General features: G+C 59.4%; 15 protein-coding genes. 10 read left to right on the top strand and 5 right to left on the bottom strand.

The window, feature by feature from the left end:
- Positions 1-85: 85 nt before the first annotated feature.
- Together ATU_RS13055 and ATU_RS13050 are read right to left on the bottom strand one after the other, a co-directional pair.
- Positions 86-2,647: an ABC transporter permease gene (locus ATU_RS13055; RefSeq protein WP_010972487.1), complete on the bottom strand. Its 2,562-nt coding sequence runs from the start codon at positions 2,645-2,647 to the stop codon at positions 86-88.
- Positions 2,644-3,354, bottom strand: coding sequence for an ABC transporter ATP-binding protein (locus tag ATU_RS13050; protein WP_010972486.1), 711 nt, complete (start codon positions 3,352-3,354; stop codon positions 2,644-2,646). Before ATU_RS13050 ends, ATU_RS13055 begins: the two co-directional genes overlap by 4 nt.
- Positions 3,355-3,444: 90 nt before the next feature.
- On the opposite strand from ATU_RS13050, the gene ATU_RS13045 reads away from it, so the two are divergent.
- Together ATU_RS13045 and thpR are read left to right on the top strand one after the other, a co-directional pair.
- Positions 3,445-4,095 (top strand): arylesterase, encoded by a 651-nt coding sequence (locus ATU_RS13045; protein WP_010972485.1) that lies wholly within the window; start codon positions 3,445-3,447, stop codon positions 4,093-4,095.
- Between the two features lie 68 nt (positions 4,096-4,163).
- Positions 4,164-4,757, top strand: coding sequence for an RNA 2',3'-cyclic phosphodiesterase (thpR, locus tag ATU_RS13040; protein WP_010972484.1), 594 nt, complete (start codon positions 4,164-4,166; stop codon positions 4,755-4,757).
- On the opposite strand, the gene ATU_RS13035 is transcribed toward thpR, so the two are convergent.
- Positions 4,691-5,170 carry a low molecular weight protein-tyrosine-phosphatase gene (locus ATU_RS13035; RefSeq protein ID WP_010972483.1) on the bottom strand — a complete coding sequence of 160 codons (480 nt, stop codon included), beginning with the start codon at positions 5,168-5,170 and terminating at the stop codon, positions 4,691-4,693. The two genes, thpR and ATU_RS13035, sit on opposite strands and share 67 nt — an antisense overlap.
- 59 nt (positions 5,171-5,229) lie before the next feature.
- Here ATU_RS13035 and ATU_RS13030 point away from each other — a divergent pair, with 59 nt between their 5' ends.
- The 7 genes from ATU_RS13030 (at position 5,230) to ATU_RS13000 (ending at position 11,048) form a co-directional block, all read left to right on the top strand.
- Positions 5,230-5,535: a 4a-hydroxytetrahydrobiopterin dehydratase gene (locus ATU_RS13030; RefSeq protein WP_006310845.1), complete on the top strand. Its 306-nt coding sequence runs from the start codon at positions 5,230-5,232 to the stop codon at positions 5,533-5,535.
- A 51-nt stretch (positions 5,536-5,586) separates the two neighbouring features.
- A complete protein-coding gene (locus tag ATU_RS13025; RefSeq protein WP_010972482.1) occupies positions 5,587-5,967 on the top strand; it encodes a YkvA family protein in 381 nt (126 codons plus the stop codon).
- A 297-nt stretch (positions 5,968-6,264) separates the two neighbouring features.
- A complete protein-coding gene (locus ATU_RS13020; protein ID WP_010972672.1) occupies positions 6,265-6,768 on the top strand; it encodes an invasion associated locus B family protein in 504 nt (167 codons plus the stop codon).
- Positions 6,769-7,034: 266 nt separating this feature from the next.
- Positions 7,035-8,207, top strand: a complete 1,173-nt coding sequence (gene rlmN / locus ATU_RS13015; protein WP_010972481.1) for a dual-specificity RNA methyltransferase RlmN — start codon at positions 7,035-7,037, stop codon at positions 8,205-8,207.
- 108 nt (positions 8,208-8,315) lie between these two features.
- The gene (locus ATU_RS13010) at positions 8,316-9,269 is read left to right on the top strand and encodes an ABC transporter substrate-binding protein (protein ID WP_006310837.1); all 954 of its coding nucleotides are present in this window, start codon (positions 8,316-8,318) and stop codon (positions 9,267-9,269) included.
- A 106-nt stretch (positions 9,270-9,375) separates the two neighbouring features.
- Positions 9,376-10,257 carry an ABC transporter permease gene (locus ATU_RS13005; RefSeq protein WP_010972480.1) on the top strand — a complete coding sequence of 294 codons (882 nt, stop codon included), beginning with the start codon at positions 9,376-9,378 and terminating at the stop codon, positions 10,255-10,257.
- Positions 10,254-11,048 carry an ABC transporter ATP-binding protein gene (locus ATU_RS13000; protein WP_006310835.1) on the top strand — a complete coding sequence of 265 codons (795 nt, stop codon included), beginning with the start codon at positions 10,254-10,256 and terminating at the stop codon, positions 11,046-11,048. The genes ATU_RS13005 and ATU_RS13000 overlap by 4 nt, the downstream gene beginning before the upstream one ends.
- A gap of 38 nt (positions 11,049-11,086) precedes the next feature.
- On the opposite strand, the gene ATU_RS12995 is transcribed toward ATU_RS13000, so the two are convergent.
- A complete protein-coding gene (locus ATU_RS12995) occupies positions 11,087-11,734 on the bottom strand; it encodes a LysE family translocator (RefSeq protein WP_010972479.1) in 648 nt (215 codons plus the stop codon).
- Positions 11,735-11,866: 132 nt separating this feature from the next.
- Positions 11,867-12,721: an SDR family NAD(P)-dependent oxidoreductase gene (locus ATU_RS12990; protein ID WP_010972478.1), complete on the bottom strand. Its 855-nt coding sequence runs from the start codon at positions 12,719-12,721 to the stop codon at positions 11,867-11,869.
- Positions 12,722-13,036: 315 nt separating this feature from the next.
- On the opposite strand from ATU_RS12990, the gene ATU_RS12985 reads away from it, so the two are divergent.
- Entirely contained in the window at positions 13,037-14,260 is a 1,224-nt protein-coding gene (locus tag ATU_RS12985) for an argininosuccinate synthase (RefSeq protein WP_010972477.1), read from the top strand.
- Positions 14,261-14,274: the final 14 nt, after the last annotated feature.

Genomic DNA, 14,274 nt, shown 5'->3' with positions numbered 1-14,274 from the left:
GACACCATATGCGCGAAAAGCACTCACGTTTTGGCGATCATTACAAAGAATTAATCGTTAAAGTTAAGCGGCGCACAACTGATGATCATTCTCCCGCCTGCCGCAGAACTGGCGCCGCCTTCTGCCCGAGGATCCGCCACGTACCGATGAGACCGATACCAACGGTCATAACGAGGGCAATGACAAGCGTGCCGATCGCCACATCCGGCAGGAAGCTGGACGGCAGTTTCATGATGCGGGCAACGACGAACCATGCGGAAACGCCGCCGGCAAACAGCGCGAAGACGGCGGTGGCGAGGCCGAGCATCATATATTCATATGAGAAAGCGCGGATGAGCAGGTTTCGTGTGCCGCCCAGTGTTTTCAAGATAACCGCGTCATGGGTTCGGGCGCGGTTACCGGCGGCGAGGGCGCCGGCGAGCACCAGAACGGATGCGATGAGTGCAACGGCCGCCGCCGCGCGGATGGCGGTGGCGAGCTGGCCGACCAGCCGGTTGACGACATCAAGCGCGTCCTTCACGCGCACGCTGGTGATGGTTGGGTAGGTGTTGGTGACGGCGCGCAATATGCGGCCCTCGTCGCTGGCGGTTGCGGAAGGATCGGCAAGGGTCGCAAGCCAGGCATGCGGTGCGCCGCGGAAGGTATTGGGAGAAAACACCATGACGAAATTAATTGAGAGAGATTCCCACTCGACATTGCGCAGATTGGCGATCTTGGCAGTGATGCTGCGGCCGAGCACGTTGACGGTGACTTTATCACCGATCTTGAGGCCCAGATTCCCCGCCTCTTTCGCTGCGAAAGAGACCAGCGGTTCGCCGCTGTAGTCTGGCTCCCACCATGTTCCCTCCGTCAGCGTCGCGTTTTCGGGCCTATTTTCCGAATAGGTTATGCCCCGGTCACCGCGCAACAGCCATCTTCCTCCCGGCGGCACCTCCATTTTCGTCACATCCGTGCCGTTCAGGGCCATGATACGGCCGCGCAGCATCGGCACTTCGGTCAGGGTTCCCTCGGGCGCTTCGCGCTTCACGAGGTCGCGGAAACCCTGAACTTCGCTGCCCTGAATATCCACGAAGAAGAAATTCGGCGCCTTTTCCGGCAGGCTGTCCGTGAGTTCGCGGCGCAGATTGCCGTCGATCAGCGTCAGCGTGACGAGCAAAGTGAGGCCGAGGCCGAGGGATAGGACGACCGAGGGGGTAAGCGCGCCGGGGCGGTGAATATTGCCGATCGCCAGCCGAAGGGCGGCCGAATGAACGCGCGGACTGCGTTTGGCGATGGCCTTGACGCCCGAAGCCACCAGCCGCAGCACCACGAAGGCAAAAGCGATTGCGGCAAGGAACACCGAGGCGATGAAACGGTCTTCCGCCGAAAAAATGGCGAGTGCGGCGAGCGCCGCCAGAAGCAGGCCGGTTGCGGCGAGATAGGGCCAGGACGGCCAGCTGCCCTCTTCGAAACCCTGTTCGCGGAAAAGTGCCGTTGCCGGAACTTCACGCGCCTGCCCGAGCGGCACAATGGCGAAGGCGAGCGTCGTCAACAGGCCGAACAGGGCCGCGAGACCCAGCGCGCCGGGATAAAAGGCAAGCCCTTCCGGCACCGGCAGCACACCTTCCAGAAACCGCATGGCGACAAGCGGTGCGACGGCGCCGACCACAAGACCGATCACAATACCGACGGCGGCAATGAAGGCGATCTGGAAGAGATAGGTCATGGTGACCACCGAGGCCGGTGCGCCCAGGCATTTCAGCGAGGCGATCGTGGTGCGCTTGGAATCGAGGAAAGCGCGAACGGCGTTGGCGACGCCGACCCCGCCGACGATAAGGGCGGTGAGACCCACCAGCGTGAGGAATTGCGAAAATCGGTTGACGTTTTCGGTAAGCGAGGGCGCTGCCCGGTCGCTGGTGCGAATGGACCAGCCGGCCTGGGGAAAGGCCTTGTTGGCTGCGTCGGTCATGGTTGCCCGCGCCGCCGGGTCGCTCAGCTTGATCTTGTAGGCATGTTCGACGAGGCTGCCGGTCTGGATGAGGCCCGAAGCGAAGAGGGCGTCGCGGCTGACGACAAGCCTCGGGGCAAAACCGAAACCATCGGATAGCGCATCCGGCTCGTCGACCACGGTGCCGGTCAATCTCAGCTTGGCATTGCCGAGCAGGATTTCATCACCAACCTTGATACCAAGCCGTTCCAGCAGAAGAGGTGCTGCGACGGCGCCATAGGTATCGCCGCTGCCGGCCAGAAGCTCGCCGAGTGGCCGATTTGGGTCGGCGACGAAGGTGCCAAAGAGCGGATAGGCGCCGTCAATGGCTTTCACCTCCGTCAGCGTCTGTTCGGAGCCGTCGGCAAGGCGGGCCATGGAACGCAGTCCGGTGGAAACAGCGACGGTTCCGAGGCCGTCGAGATAGGACCGCTCTTCTGCCGTCGCCTCCCTGTTACGCAGTTCGAAACGCACGTCCCCGGCCAGAATGGATTGGCCCTCGGTGGCAATGGCGCTGGTGACCGCGCGTGACACCGAGTTGACGGCGGCGATGGCGCCGGTTCCCAGCGAGATACAGGCGAGGAAAATATAAAAACCGCGCAGACCGCCACGAATTTCACGCCGGGCCAGCCTTGCGGCGTTTCTGATGTTGGTAAAGGACGGGAAAATGGAACCGATCATGCCGATACTGCCCGTGCCATCTGCGGTCGGGCGCTATCGCCCTCGATCTCGCCGGAACGCACCTTGATCTGGCGCGAGCAGCGGGCGGCGAGCGACGGATCATGGGTGACGAGCACCATGGTCATGCCGCGCTCGGCCTGTTTGGCAAACAGAAGGTCGGCGATCTGTTTTCCGGTATCGGTATCGAGATTGCCGGTTGGTTCGTCGGCGATCAGCACGGCCGGTGAGGGGGCAAGCGCGCGGGCGATGGCGACACGCTGCTGCTCTCCGCCGGAAAGCTGACCGGGATAGTGGTTGAGACGTTCACCGAGACCGACGGCGACGAGTTCGCGCTTGGCGATCTCGAAGGGATTGGGGGTATTGGCCAATTCCAGCGGGACCGCCACATTCTCCAGCGCCGTCATATTGGCGATGAGGTGGAAGGACTGGAAAACGATACCGATATTCCGGCCGCGAAAATCCGCCAGCGCATCTTCGCCGAGCTTGTGCAGTTGCGTATCCGCAATGACGATTTCGCCGCTATCGAGCCGCTCCAGACCGGCAAGCACCATCAGCAAAGTCGATTTTCCCGAACCGGAAGGGCCGACGATACCGACCGCTTCCCCTTCGTCGATGGAAAGATCGATGTTCTTGAGAACGTGAACGGAGGCGGCGGCGTTACCGAGGGTGAGGTCGGCCTTCTTCAGCTTTATGATGCTTTTCGTCACAATTCTCGTTCCTATATAGGGTGATGAAGCGGTCTGGCGGTCGATGCGGTCGGTGTTTCAGACAATGTGAACCAAGTTAGGAAAGCCGTGATGAGATTTAAAGCTGCCCTGTTTCACTTCATCGTCATTCTCGCGGGTGCCTTTTCCGTGGCTTCCGCGGTAGCTCAGGAGCGGACATTGCAACTGGTCGGCCTGGGCGACAGCCTGATGGCCGGGTATCAGCTTCCCCCCACCGACAGCTACACGGCACAGCTTGAAGCTGCATTGAAGGCGAAGGGCATCAATGTCGCGATCACGAACGCCGGTGTCTCCGGTGATACCTCCTCCGGGGGGCTCGCCCGGGCGGAATGGTCGGTTCCCGATGGAACCGACGGGGTCATTCTGGAGCTCGGCGCCAATGACGCGCTGCGGGGCATCGCGCCGGAACAGACGGAAAAGAACCTCGATACCATTATTTCCGGTTTCCAGAAACGCAACATAGCCGTGCTGCTGGTCGGCATTATGGCGCCGCCGAATATGGGTGACGATTACGCCAAGCGGTTCAACCCGATCTTTCCAAGGCTGGCTGAAAAATACAACCTGCCGCTTTATCCCTTCTTTCTCGATGGCGTCGTGACGGATGATGCCTTGAAGCTCGAGGACAAGATGCACCCCAATACCAAGGGGGTGGCGGTGATGGTGGAGAAATCTTTGCCGGCTGTTGAAAGCTTCATCAAGACAATCGGTGCGCAAAAAAAATAAGCACTTGCGCCCATCTGCATTGCATGATTCGCTATGCTTGTTCTGCCAAAAGATTCGGGGAGCTCGCCATGCCGAGACTGTTTACCGCCCTCGAAATTCCGCGCAATGCGGCGATGAGCCTCTCATTGTTGCGCGGTGGTCTGCCGGGAGCCCGGTGGATCGATGTGGAGAATTATCACATAACCCTGCGGTTTATCGGTGACATCGACGGACGGACCGCCGATGAAGTCGTGGACAGGCTGGATCGGATCGAAAGACCGGAGTTCCAGCTCAATCTCACCGGCATTGGTTCCTTCGGCTCCAAGAAACCGCATTCCATCTGGGCGGGGGTTTCTCCCTCACCGGAAATGCATGCGCTGCAGGCGGAAGTCGAGCGAATTTGTCAGAGGATCGGCCTCCCACCCGATCCGCGCAAGTTCATGCCACATGTCACGCTGGCGCGGCTGCGCTCCTCGCGTGTGGATGATGTGGTGCATTATCTTTCCGGACGCGGCAACTTCCGCACCTCGCCCTTCACGGTCGGCCGTTTCGTGCTGATGTCGTCGAAGGAATCGGTGGGCGGCGGGCCGTATGTCGTCGAGGAGGCTTTCCCGCTTCACGAGGCGCGGTCCAGCTCCATCTTTTCGAGCAACGATCTGCATCCCGCCAAGAGCATGTTGTAGACATCAAGGAACCCGTCCTCGGCCCCGTAATAGGGATCGGGGACGTTCTCCGGGTGGCCTGCGGCATAATCCATGAAGAGATGGATTTTGTGCCGGTATTTTTCCGGGCTCAGTTGAAGCAGGTTCGCCAGATTGTTTTCGTCCATGGCGAGGATGAGGTCGAAGGCCTCAAAATCAGCCCGCGTCACCTGTCTTGCCCGTTGTCGGGAAATATCGATGCCGTGTCGCCGCGCCATGGCGATAGATCGCGGATCGGGTGCGTCGCCCGTATGCCAGCCGCCGGTGCCGGCGGAATCAACGGTGATCCGGTCGGACACGCCTTCACCATCGGCAAGGTCAGTCAAAACCCCTTCGGCAAGCGGCGAGCGGCAGATATTGCCCATGCAGACGAAAAGAACGGTGATATGTTTCATGAACGATGCGTCGATCCGGTCGTTGAGGCGTTAGTGGTTATCAAACGGAGGCAAGATTCATGAAATATCCCAGACTCGAACCGGACGCCATCCGGCAGGCATTGTCGAAACTCGAGGGCTGGTCGCTGCGTGAGGATGGGGCGGCGATCGTTCGCTCCTTCAAGTTTTCGAGTTTTGCCGAAGCCTTCGGTTTCATGGCCGAGTCTGCTCTTGCGGCGGAAAAGCTCAATCATCATCCGGAATGGTCAAACGTCTATTCGCGCGTGAAAGTCTGCCTTACCACCCATGATTCACAGGGTGTGACCGAGCGGGATTTCCTTCTGGCCGAAGCTATGCAGAAGGCGGCTGCGGGCCGGGGGAATTGAACGACAGGCGTTTAATCCCATATAATAACCGTGACCGGAGGACCGTCGATCATGGATGATGTGAAAATCGGTGAAATTCTTCTGCCGGGTGAAACCGACAAGCAGCGGGAGCGTGAGAATGTCGTGCGCGCCAAATTCTGGCCCAAGCTGAAGCGGGTTATGACGAAGGTTCCCTTCGCGCGCGACGCGGCGGCGGCCTATTATTGCGCGATCGACCGTGACACGCCGTTGCGCGCGAAGGGTATTATTCTGGCTGCCCTTGCCTATTTCATCATGCCCATCGATGCAGTGCCGGACATGCTGGCGGTCGTCGGTTTTACCGATGATATCGCGGTCATCACCGCGGCGCTCGCCATGATCCGCGCCCATATCAAGATGGAACATTATGAGGCGGCTGACGCCATGCTGAAGCGACAGCAGGAAGCCGGGTAACGTCTCTGTGATGTGTCCGTCCGGCATAGCCCGGCGGGTGACAAATTCTTGCCTGAATTTATGTGTTTTACACACAAGGGAAGGGCGTGCCACGCCGTTCTCCTCAGGGCGTCGGGAAGTCGCCAATCTGTAACACCGCAGGACGTTTCCGGCATTTTATGCGTGTTGTTGACGGTTTGGTAACCGCTTTCCGACCACAATGAGAAAAGACGATCCGCACCTGAACGTGGCCGATCCAGAATCTGGGCTCGCCGCTGCTTCGGGCCAATGGAAGACAATAACCCGGCAGGAAATTCTATGTTTGTAAGAAGTGTAGCAACCGCAGCGGCCATTTTGCTGACCAGCGTCGGCTTAGCATCTGCACAGTCGCCCACGCGCATCCAGCAGTTCAATGCCTGGGGTGCCTATTCGTACAAATCGGGCAACAGCACCGTCTGCTACGTTCTTTCCATCCCCACCTCCAAGGAACCGGCAAGCGTTGACCACGGCGATATCTTCTTCATCGTCTCGCAGCGTCCTGGCCAGAACATCTCCTACGAGCCGCAGGCGATGGTTGGCTATACGCTGAAGCAGGGCTCCAAGGTCAATGTGACGATCGACAACAAGAACTTCGTCATGTTCACCAAGGACAAGGCTGCCTGGGTTGAAAACGCCGCTGAAGAGCCGGCTCTCGTCGCCGCCATGAAGGGCGGCAAGTCGATGACCGTAAAGGCGGTTTCCGGCCGCGGCACTGCGACGTCCTATTCCTATTCGCTGTCGGGCATTTCGGCTGCTTTCAAACAGATCGAGAGCTGCAAGTAATCCTGACGCTTTGTCAGATTTGTGATTGGCCGGTCCTCGACCGGCCATTTGCGTTTTTGCCAGTTTGATGCTAAAGGCGCGGCAACATTGACAGGCGGATGCGCGAAAAGTGCTCCGCCTTTGATTTTCTCGACATGCAGACGATTTTCCGCCTTTTCGACAGGCCGGTCGTGCGATGCATGGAACGATGGGATAACGTGATGTCCGTAATGCAAGCTCCTGCCGGCCTGGCAGTCAAAGCCCCGTTGATCGCCAACAGCGATCTCATGTCCGGCAAGCCGTCGCTGATCGGCCTGACGCGTGAGGAAATGGGCGAGGCGCTGGCCGAGATCGGTGTGCCGCAGAAGCAGGTGAAAATGCGCGTCAGCCAGTTGTGGAACTGGCTCTACGTGCGTGGCGTCTCCGATTTCGACAATATGACAAATGTCGCCAAGGAACTTCGCGAGAAGCTGAAAGCGGCCTTCACCATCGCTCGCCCGGAAATCGTCGAGGAGCAGATCTCCAATGACGGCACCCGCAAATGGCTGATGCGTTTTCCGCCGCGCGGCGCGGGCCGTCCCGTCGAGATCGAGACGGTCTATATTCCCGAAGAGGGACGCGGCACGTTGTGCATATCGAGCCAGGTGGGCTGTTCGCTGACCTGCTCTTTCTGTCACACCGGCACGCAGCGGCTGGTGCGCAACCTGACGGCGGAGGAAATTCTCTCCCAGCTTTTGCTCGCCCGCGACCGGCTGGGTGACTTCCCTGATGGGTCGACGCCGGTCGGCGCCTATGTGCCGAGCGAAGGCCGCAAGGTCTCCAACATCGTGATGATGGGCATGGGCGAGCCGCTCTATAATTTCGAGCATGTGAAGACCGCGCTTCTGATCGCCACCGATGGTGACGGCCTGTCGCTTTCCAAGCGTCGGGTGACGCTCTCCACATCAGGCGTCGTGCCGGAAATCTTCCGCACGGGCGACGAGATCGGCGTGATGCTGGCGATTTCGCTGCATGCGGTGCGCGACGATCTGCGCGACATGCTGGTGCCGATCAACAAGAAATATCCCCTGAAGGAGCTGATCGAGGCCTGCCGCAACTATCCGGGTGTTTCCAATGCCCGCCGCATCACCTTCGAATACGTGATGCTGAAGGATGTCAATGACAGCCTGGAAGACGCCAAGATGCTGGTGCAGCTTCTGAAGGGCGTTCCGGCCAAGATCAATCTCATTCCGTTCAATCCCTGGCCCGGTACGAACTACCAGTGCTCGGAGTGGGCGCAGATCGAAAAATTCGCCGACTTCATCAATCAGGCGGGTTATGCGTCGCCGATCCGCACGCCGCGCGGCCGCGACATTCTCGCCGCCTGCGGCCAGTTGAAGTCGGAATCTGAACGCATGCGCAAGACCGAAAGACTGGCTTTTGAGGCGATGATGATCGCCAACCACGGCGCAGATGACTGAATAAGCCGCGTTTGCGCCATAAACCTGGCTTTCCGGCGGTTCTCCGATTGATTTCGGTCTGTCTTGTTCCTAGAAAGACGAAAACAGGGAACCAACAGGAGGATATCCATGCGCGCATTCATTCTGGCTCTCGCTGCCGCGAGCGCCATCGTTCTGCCGGCCAAGGCTGAAAACGTCACCGTTGCCGTCACCGCCATTGTTGAACATCCGGCGCTTGATGCCGCCCGTGACGGCGTCAAGGCTGCCCTTGCCGAAGCCGGTTACAAGGAAGGCGAGAACCTCAAGTTCCTTTATGAGTCCGCACAGGGCAATCCCGGCACCGCAGCGCAGATTGCGCGCCAGTTCGTCGGCGACGCCCCTGCCGTCATCGTGCCGATCTCGACGCCGTCGGCTCAGGCTGTCGTTGCGGCCACGCGCGACATTCCGGTCGTCTTCACGGCTGTTTCCGATCCGGTCGGCGCACAGCTTATCAAGAGCATGGAAAAGCCCGGCGGCAACGTGACCGGCCTTTCCGACATGCTGCCGGTTGGCGAACATCTGGCGCTCATCAAGGAAATCTCTCCGAACGCCAAGTCCATCGGCTTCATCTACAACTCGGCCGAAGCCAACTCCGCCTCGACGCTCGCTTTGCTGAAGGCTGAAGCTGACAAGGCCGGCCTGAAGGTCATCGAATCCGTCGCCACCAAGTCCGCTGAAGTTCAGGGCGCAACGCGCGCGCTGGTCGGCAAGGCTGACGTGATCTACGTTCCGACCGACAACACCATCGTTTCCGCTTTCGAAGCGGTAGCCGGTGTTGCCTCCGAGGCGAAGATCCCGCTTTACGCCGCAGATACGGATTCCGTTGCCCGTGGCGCGGTTGCAGCCCTCGGCTTCAACTATTTCGACGTTGGCAAGCAGACCGGCGCAGTCGTTGTTCGCATCCTCAAGGGCGAAAAGCCGGGCGATATTCCGGCCACCGTGGCTGTTGGTACGGATCTCGTCATCAACAAGAAGGTTGCCGAAAAAGTTGGCGTCACCTTCCCTGAAAGCGTGACGAAGCGCGCCACCAAGGTCATCGACTGAACCGAAACCAGACTGAATTGCGGGCGGCGGCATTCCGCCGCCCGTTTTACGTGGCACGAGACGGTGCCCGTATCCGCCTGATGGCGGCAATAACAAGGACATTACCGTGAGCCAAATCGCCTTCTGGGGTGCCGTGGAGCTGGGACTGGTCTTCGCTTTCGTGGCGATCGGCGTTTATCTCGCTTTCCGCGTACTTGATTTTCCTGACCTGACCGTGGACGGTTCGTTTCCGCTTGGCGCCGCCGTTGCTGCCGTGCTGATTATCGCCGGTCTGAATGCCTGGGTCGCGACAGCGATTGCCATGGTCGCTGGCGCTGCCGCGGGCATGGTGACCGCAACACTCAACGTTCGTTTCAAGATCCTCAACCTGCTTGCCTCGATCCTGACGATGATCGCGCTGTTTTCCGTCAATCTCAGGGTGATGGGAAAGCCGAATGTGGCGCTGCTCAATCAGGACACGATGGTATCGCCGTTTTACGGCCTTGGCCTTTCCGAATATCTGGTGCGGCCGCTCTTCGTCGGTGTGCTGGTGCTGATCGCTGTCATTCTCGTCTGGCGTTTTCTTGAAAGCGATGCGGGTCTCGCCATGCGGGCGACCGGCGCCAATGCGCGGATGGCGCGGGCGCAGGGTGTGAAGACCGGAAACCAGATCTATCTCGGCATGGCGCTTTCCAATGCGCTGGTGGCTCTCGGCGGCGCATTGTTTGCGCAGACCAATGGTTTTGCGGATGTGACCTCCGGTGTCGGTACCATCGTCGTCGGGCTTGCGGCCGTCATCATCGGTGAGACGCTGTTTGGCGCACGCGGCATCCTGATCGCGCTCATCGGCTGTGTCTTCGGCTCCATTGCCTATCGTCTCGCCATCCAGCTTGCCCTGTCGAGCGATGTGCTAGGTCTCAAGGCGTCCGATCTCAATTTCGTAACGGCGGTATTGGTGGCCATCGCATTGATCCTGCCGCGACTGCGCCGTGGGGGAGCAACATCGTGATTTCGCTTTCCGACATTCAGGTCGTCTTCGGGCGCGGCACGCCGCTGCAAAAGCAGGCGCTCGCCAAGATCGATCTCACCATCGAGGATGGTTCCTTCGTCACGGTCATCGGCTCCAATGGTGCGGGCAAGTCCACGCTTCTCGGTGTTCTGGCCGGCGATGTTCTGCCAACGGCGGGCAAGGTGATGATCGGCGGCGCCGATGTCACCCGCAAGCCGACCGCCAGCCGGGCGGGACGGGTGGCGCGCGTGTTTCAGGACCCGCTGGCGGGCAGCTGCGGTGCGCTCACCATCGAGGAGAACCTGGCGCTTGCGGCGTCTCGCGGCGAGCGTCGCGGGTTGTCGTCGGCGCTTGGACGCGGGAGGCGGGATTTCTTCAGGGAACGTATCGCTTCGCTCAATCTTGGCCTCGAAAACCGCCTGAAGGACCGTATGGACCTTCTGTCGGGTGGGCAGAGGCAGGCGGTTTCGCTTGTCATGGCGACGTTATCCGGTTCAGACGTGCTGCTCTTGGATGAACATACGGCGGCACTTGATCCCGGTATGGCGGAATTCGTGATGGAACTGACCCGCAAGGTTGTGTCGGAGCGCAAGCTGACGACCCTGATGGTCACCCATTCCATGCGTCAGGCGCTGGATTATGGTACGCGAACGATCATGTTGCATGCCGGTGAAATCGTGCTCGACGTCTCCGGTGACAGCCGCAAGGATCTCGAGGTCGAAGACCTGATCGAGATGTTCCGCAAGATACGCGGCCAGACGCTTGACGACGACGAACTGCTGATCGGCTGATTGCAAAAAGGCGCCTTTGGGCGCCTTTTTATTTGCCCTCAGCGCGTTTGCGTGAAGAAAATCTTGACCGCGAAAAGCGAGAAGACGCCGGCGATCGTATAATCGAGTCCGCGCAGAACTTTCCGGTTGCGCTGCAGCCAGGCGGAAAGAATATCGGCGGTGACAACGATGCCGATGCCGATCGGCAGCGCCACGATGATGGACCAGATGCCGAGGAAGATCAGCTTGCCGGTGACGTGCGGATCGGTTGCGCTGACAAATTGCGGCAGGAAGGTCATGAAAAAGATGATGACCTTGGGGTTCAGCAGATTGACCCAGATGCCGTTCAGCAAGGCCGATTTCAGGGAGGCCTGTGCTTTTTCACCGGTGCTTTTCACCATCACGAAATCCGAGCCCTTGCGGATTGCCTGTATGGCGAGCCAGACCAGATAGGCCGCACCACCGGTTTTCAGGATCATGAAGGCGGTCGGCGAGGCGACGATGAGAGCCGCGACACCAAAAGCGACCAGCATCGTATGCACGGTGATGCCGATATTGGTTCCGACCAGCGTCATGAAGCCCGCCGCCCGGCCTTCGCGCAGCGAGCGGCTGATCCAGAGCGTCATGTCAGGACCCGGCGTCACCGCCAGAAGCAGAATGGCAATGGTGAAGGCGATCAATGTTGGCAGGCTCGGAACGAAATCCATCGCGGCACCCGTAAAATCTGGAGAATGCGGTTGCTTAACGCGGTTTCGTGTTTCTGCCAATGTTTTTGAGCGATGACGCGCCTGCGAGGGGGAAATAGCCGCCGCACCCTTTCAGGCACGGCGGCTGGAGCTTCAGTTTTTCAGGAAGCTGGTGAAGGCGGCGGAATATTCCGTATGCCAGCGTGAGAGCGGCGGGCGGTTCTGGACGATGTCCTGGGCTGCCCAGAGAATGCGCTTCTCATCCGTCGGGCGGTCCACCTCGCCATCCGGGCAGAGAATGTAGAAATCGCCGCGGCCGATACTCTCGATCATGAAATCGACGGTTTGCTCGCCGGTCCAGGCACCCTGCGGCTTTTCGGTCCTGCCATGGGCGGTCAGGCCGGTGAAGACGAAACCGGGTATCAGCAGATGGGCAGAAACCGCGCTGTTTGGAATATTGCGCAATTCGTGCTGAAGCGCTTCCGTGAAGGTTTTCACACCGGACTTCGAGACGTTATAGGCAGGATCGCCCGGAGGCGTGGTGATGCCCTGTTTCGAGCCGGTATTGATGATCAGCGACGGTTCGCCATGGGTGATCATGCCCTGGCCGAACACCCGGCTGCCGTTCACGACGCCCATCAGATTGACGCCGATAATCTTCTCCCAGTTGGCCTGAGGTCCGAAGATGGCGCTGCCCGGCTGGATGCCGGCATTGTTCATGAGAACGTGGACGCGGCCGAAACGCTGGATCACGGCACGTTCCAAAGCCTCCAGCTCATCGAGTTTCGAGACGTCGGTCGGGATGGCGACGATCTGCGCTTCGCCATCCTTGGCGACGTTTAGAATATCCGCATGTGCTGCGGCGAGTTTTTCGCCGTCGAGATCGACGAGCACGACGCTCATGCCGAAACTGGCGAATTTACGGGCGGCGGCTAGTCCGATACCGGACGCCGCACCTGTTATGACAGCGACATTATCTTCCTTGAATGCGGGGTGGATGGTCGTCATAGGTTTCTCCTTCGCGTCGTTTCTGCTGTTTCCAGCGGTTTGCAACGTTGCCTGAACCTGAGTGGCTTCATTCACGGTCTTCAAGTCGATCGCGCCGCTTTATGATAAAGCGCGAATTTTCTAAATGCATGTGACAATTGCTTCGTTCCCACCGGCGTGGCTGGTCATCACCCATCGTCATGCCTGCCCATCAATTGTTTTGTCGCTTATCTCACGGAAAAGCGCTTCACACATTTCGGGTTGCACTGTAAAAGTGCCGAAATCCCAAGGAAATGGCGGTGCCCCGATGCCGTCATCATGCAGATGGACATCATTATGGCACTCCCGAAAGACGTTAAGAAAGTCGTTCTCGCCTATTCCGGCGGCCTCGACACCTCGATCATCCTGAAATGGCTTCAGACGGAACTCGGCGCCGAGGTCGTGACCTTCACCGCCGATCTCGGCCAGGGCGAAGAGCTTGAGCCGGCACGCAAGAAGGCTGAGATGCTGGGCATCAAGGAAATCTTTGTCGAGGACGTTCGCGAAGAGTTCGTGCGTGATTTCGTGTTTCCGATGTTCCGCGCCAATGCCGTTTATGAAGGCGTCTATCTGCTCGGCACGTCGATTGCCCGTCCGCTGATTTCCAAGCACCTGATCGAGATCGCCAAGAAGACCGGCGCTGACGCCATCGCCCACGGCGCCACCGGCAAGGGCAACGACCAGGTCCGCTTCGAGCTTTCGGCCTATGCGTTGAACCCTGACATCAAGATCATTGCGCCCTGGCGCGACTGGACGTTCAAGAGCCGTACCGACCTCCTGAACTTCGCCGAACAGCACCAGATCCCGGTCGCCAAGGACAAGAAGGGTGAAGCGCCTTTCTCCGTTGACGCCAACCTCTTGCACTCCTCCTCCGAGGGCAAGGTGCTGGAAGACCCGGCGGTGGAAGCACCTGAATATGTGCATATGCGCACCATTTCCCCGGAAGCGGCTCCCGACAAGGCGACCGTCATCAAGGTCGGTTTCCGCAAGGGCGATGCCTGCTCCATCAACGGTGTTGAAATGTCGCCCGCGACGCTTCTTGCCACGCTCAACAACTACGGTCGCGAAAACGGCATCGGCCGCCTCGATCTGGTCGAGAACCGTTTCGTCGGCATGAAGTCACGCGGCGTTTACGAGACGCCCGGCGGCACGATCCTGCTGGCAGCGCACCGCGCCATCGAATCCATCACACTCGACCGGGGTGCCGCGCATCTCAAGGACGATCTGATGCCGCGTTACGCTGAGCTTATCTATTACGGCTTCTGGTTTTCGCCGGAGCGCGAAATGCTGCAGGCCCTGATCGACAAGAGCCAGGAACATGTCGAAGGCGAAGTGACGCTGAAGCTCTACAAGGGCAATGTCATGGTAACCGGCCGCGAGAGCGAGAAGTCGCTGTATTCCGACGCGCTGGTGACCTTCGAGGACGACCACGGCGCTTACGACCAGAAGGATGCTGCTGGCTTCATCAAGCTCAATGCGCTGCGTCTTCGCACGCTCGCCAAGCGTAACCTCAACAAGTAATTCAGCTGACGTAA

This window comes from Agrobacterium fabrum str. C58 (genome assembly GCF_000092025.1).
GTDB lineage: Bacteria > Pseudomonadota > Alphaproteobacteria > Rhizobiales > Rhizobiaceae > Agrobacterium > Agrobacterium fabrum.
This window is presented reverse-complemented; position numbering and strand designations above follow the sequence as displayed.

Excerpts from the sequence above, each read along its gene's own strand:
- ATU_RS13020 (WP_010972672.1), top strand. The coding sequence starts at position 6,265 with ATGTTTGTAAGAAGTGTAGCAACCGCAGCGGCCATTTTGCTGACCAGC.
- ATU_RS13055 (WP_010972487.1), bottom strand. The coding sequence starts at position 2,647 with ATGATCGGTTCCATTTTCCCGTCCTTTACCAACATCAGAAACGCCGCA.
- ATU_RS12990 (WP_010972478.1), bottom strand. The coding sequence starts at position 12,721 with ATGACGACCATCCACCCCGCATTCAAGGAAGATAATGTCGCTGTCATA.
- ATU_RS13045 (WP_010972485.1), top strand. The coding sequence starts at position 3,445 with ATGAGATTTAAAGCTGCCCTGTTTCACTTCATCGTCATTCTCGCGGGT.
- ATU_RS12995 (WP_010972479.1), bottom strand. The coding sequence starts at position 11,734 with ATGGATTTCGTTCCGAGCCTGCCAACATTGATCGCCTTCACCATTGCC.
- rlmN (WP_010972481.1), top strand. The coding sequence starts at position 7,035 with ATGTCCGGCAAGCCGTCGCTGATCGGCCTGACGCGTGAGGAAATGGGC.
- ATU_RS13010 (WP_006310837.1), top strand. The coding sequence starts at position 8,316 with ATGCGCGCATTCATTCTGGCTCTCGCTGCCGCGAGCGCCATCGTTCTG.
- ATU_RS13035 (WP_010972483.1), bottom strand. The coding sequence starts at position 5,170 with ATGAAACATATCACCGTTCTTTTCGTCTGCATGGGCAATATCTGCCGC.
- ATU_RS13025 (WP_010972482.1), top strand. The coding sequence starts at position 5,587 with ATGGATGATGTGAAAATCGGTGAAATTCTTCTGCCGGGTGAAACCGAC.
- ATU_RS12985 (WP_010972477.1), top strand. The coding sequence starts at position 13,037 with ATGGCACTCCCGAAAGACGTTAAGAAAGTCGTTCTCGCCTATTCCGGC.
- thpR (WP_010972484.1), top strand. The coding sequence starts at position 4,164 with ATGCCGAGACTGTTTACCGCCCTCGAAATTCCGCGCAATGCGGCGATG.
- ATU_RS13030 (WP_006310845.1), top strand. The coding sequence starts at position 5,230 with ATGAAATATCCCAGACTCGAACCGGACGCCATCCGGCAGGCATTGTCG.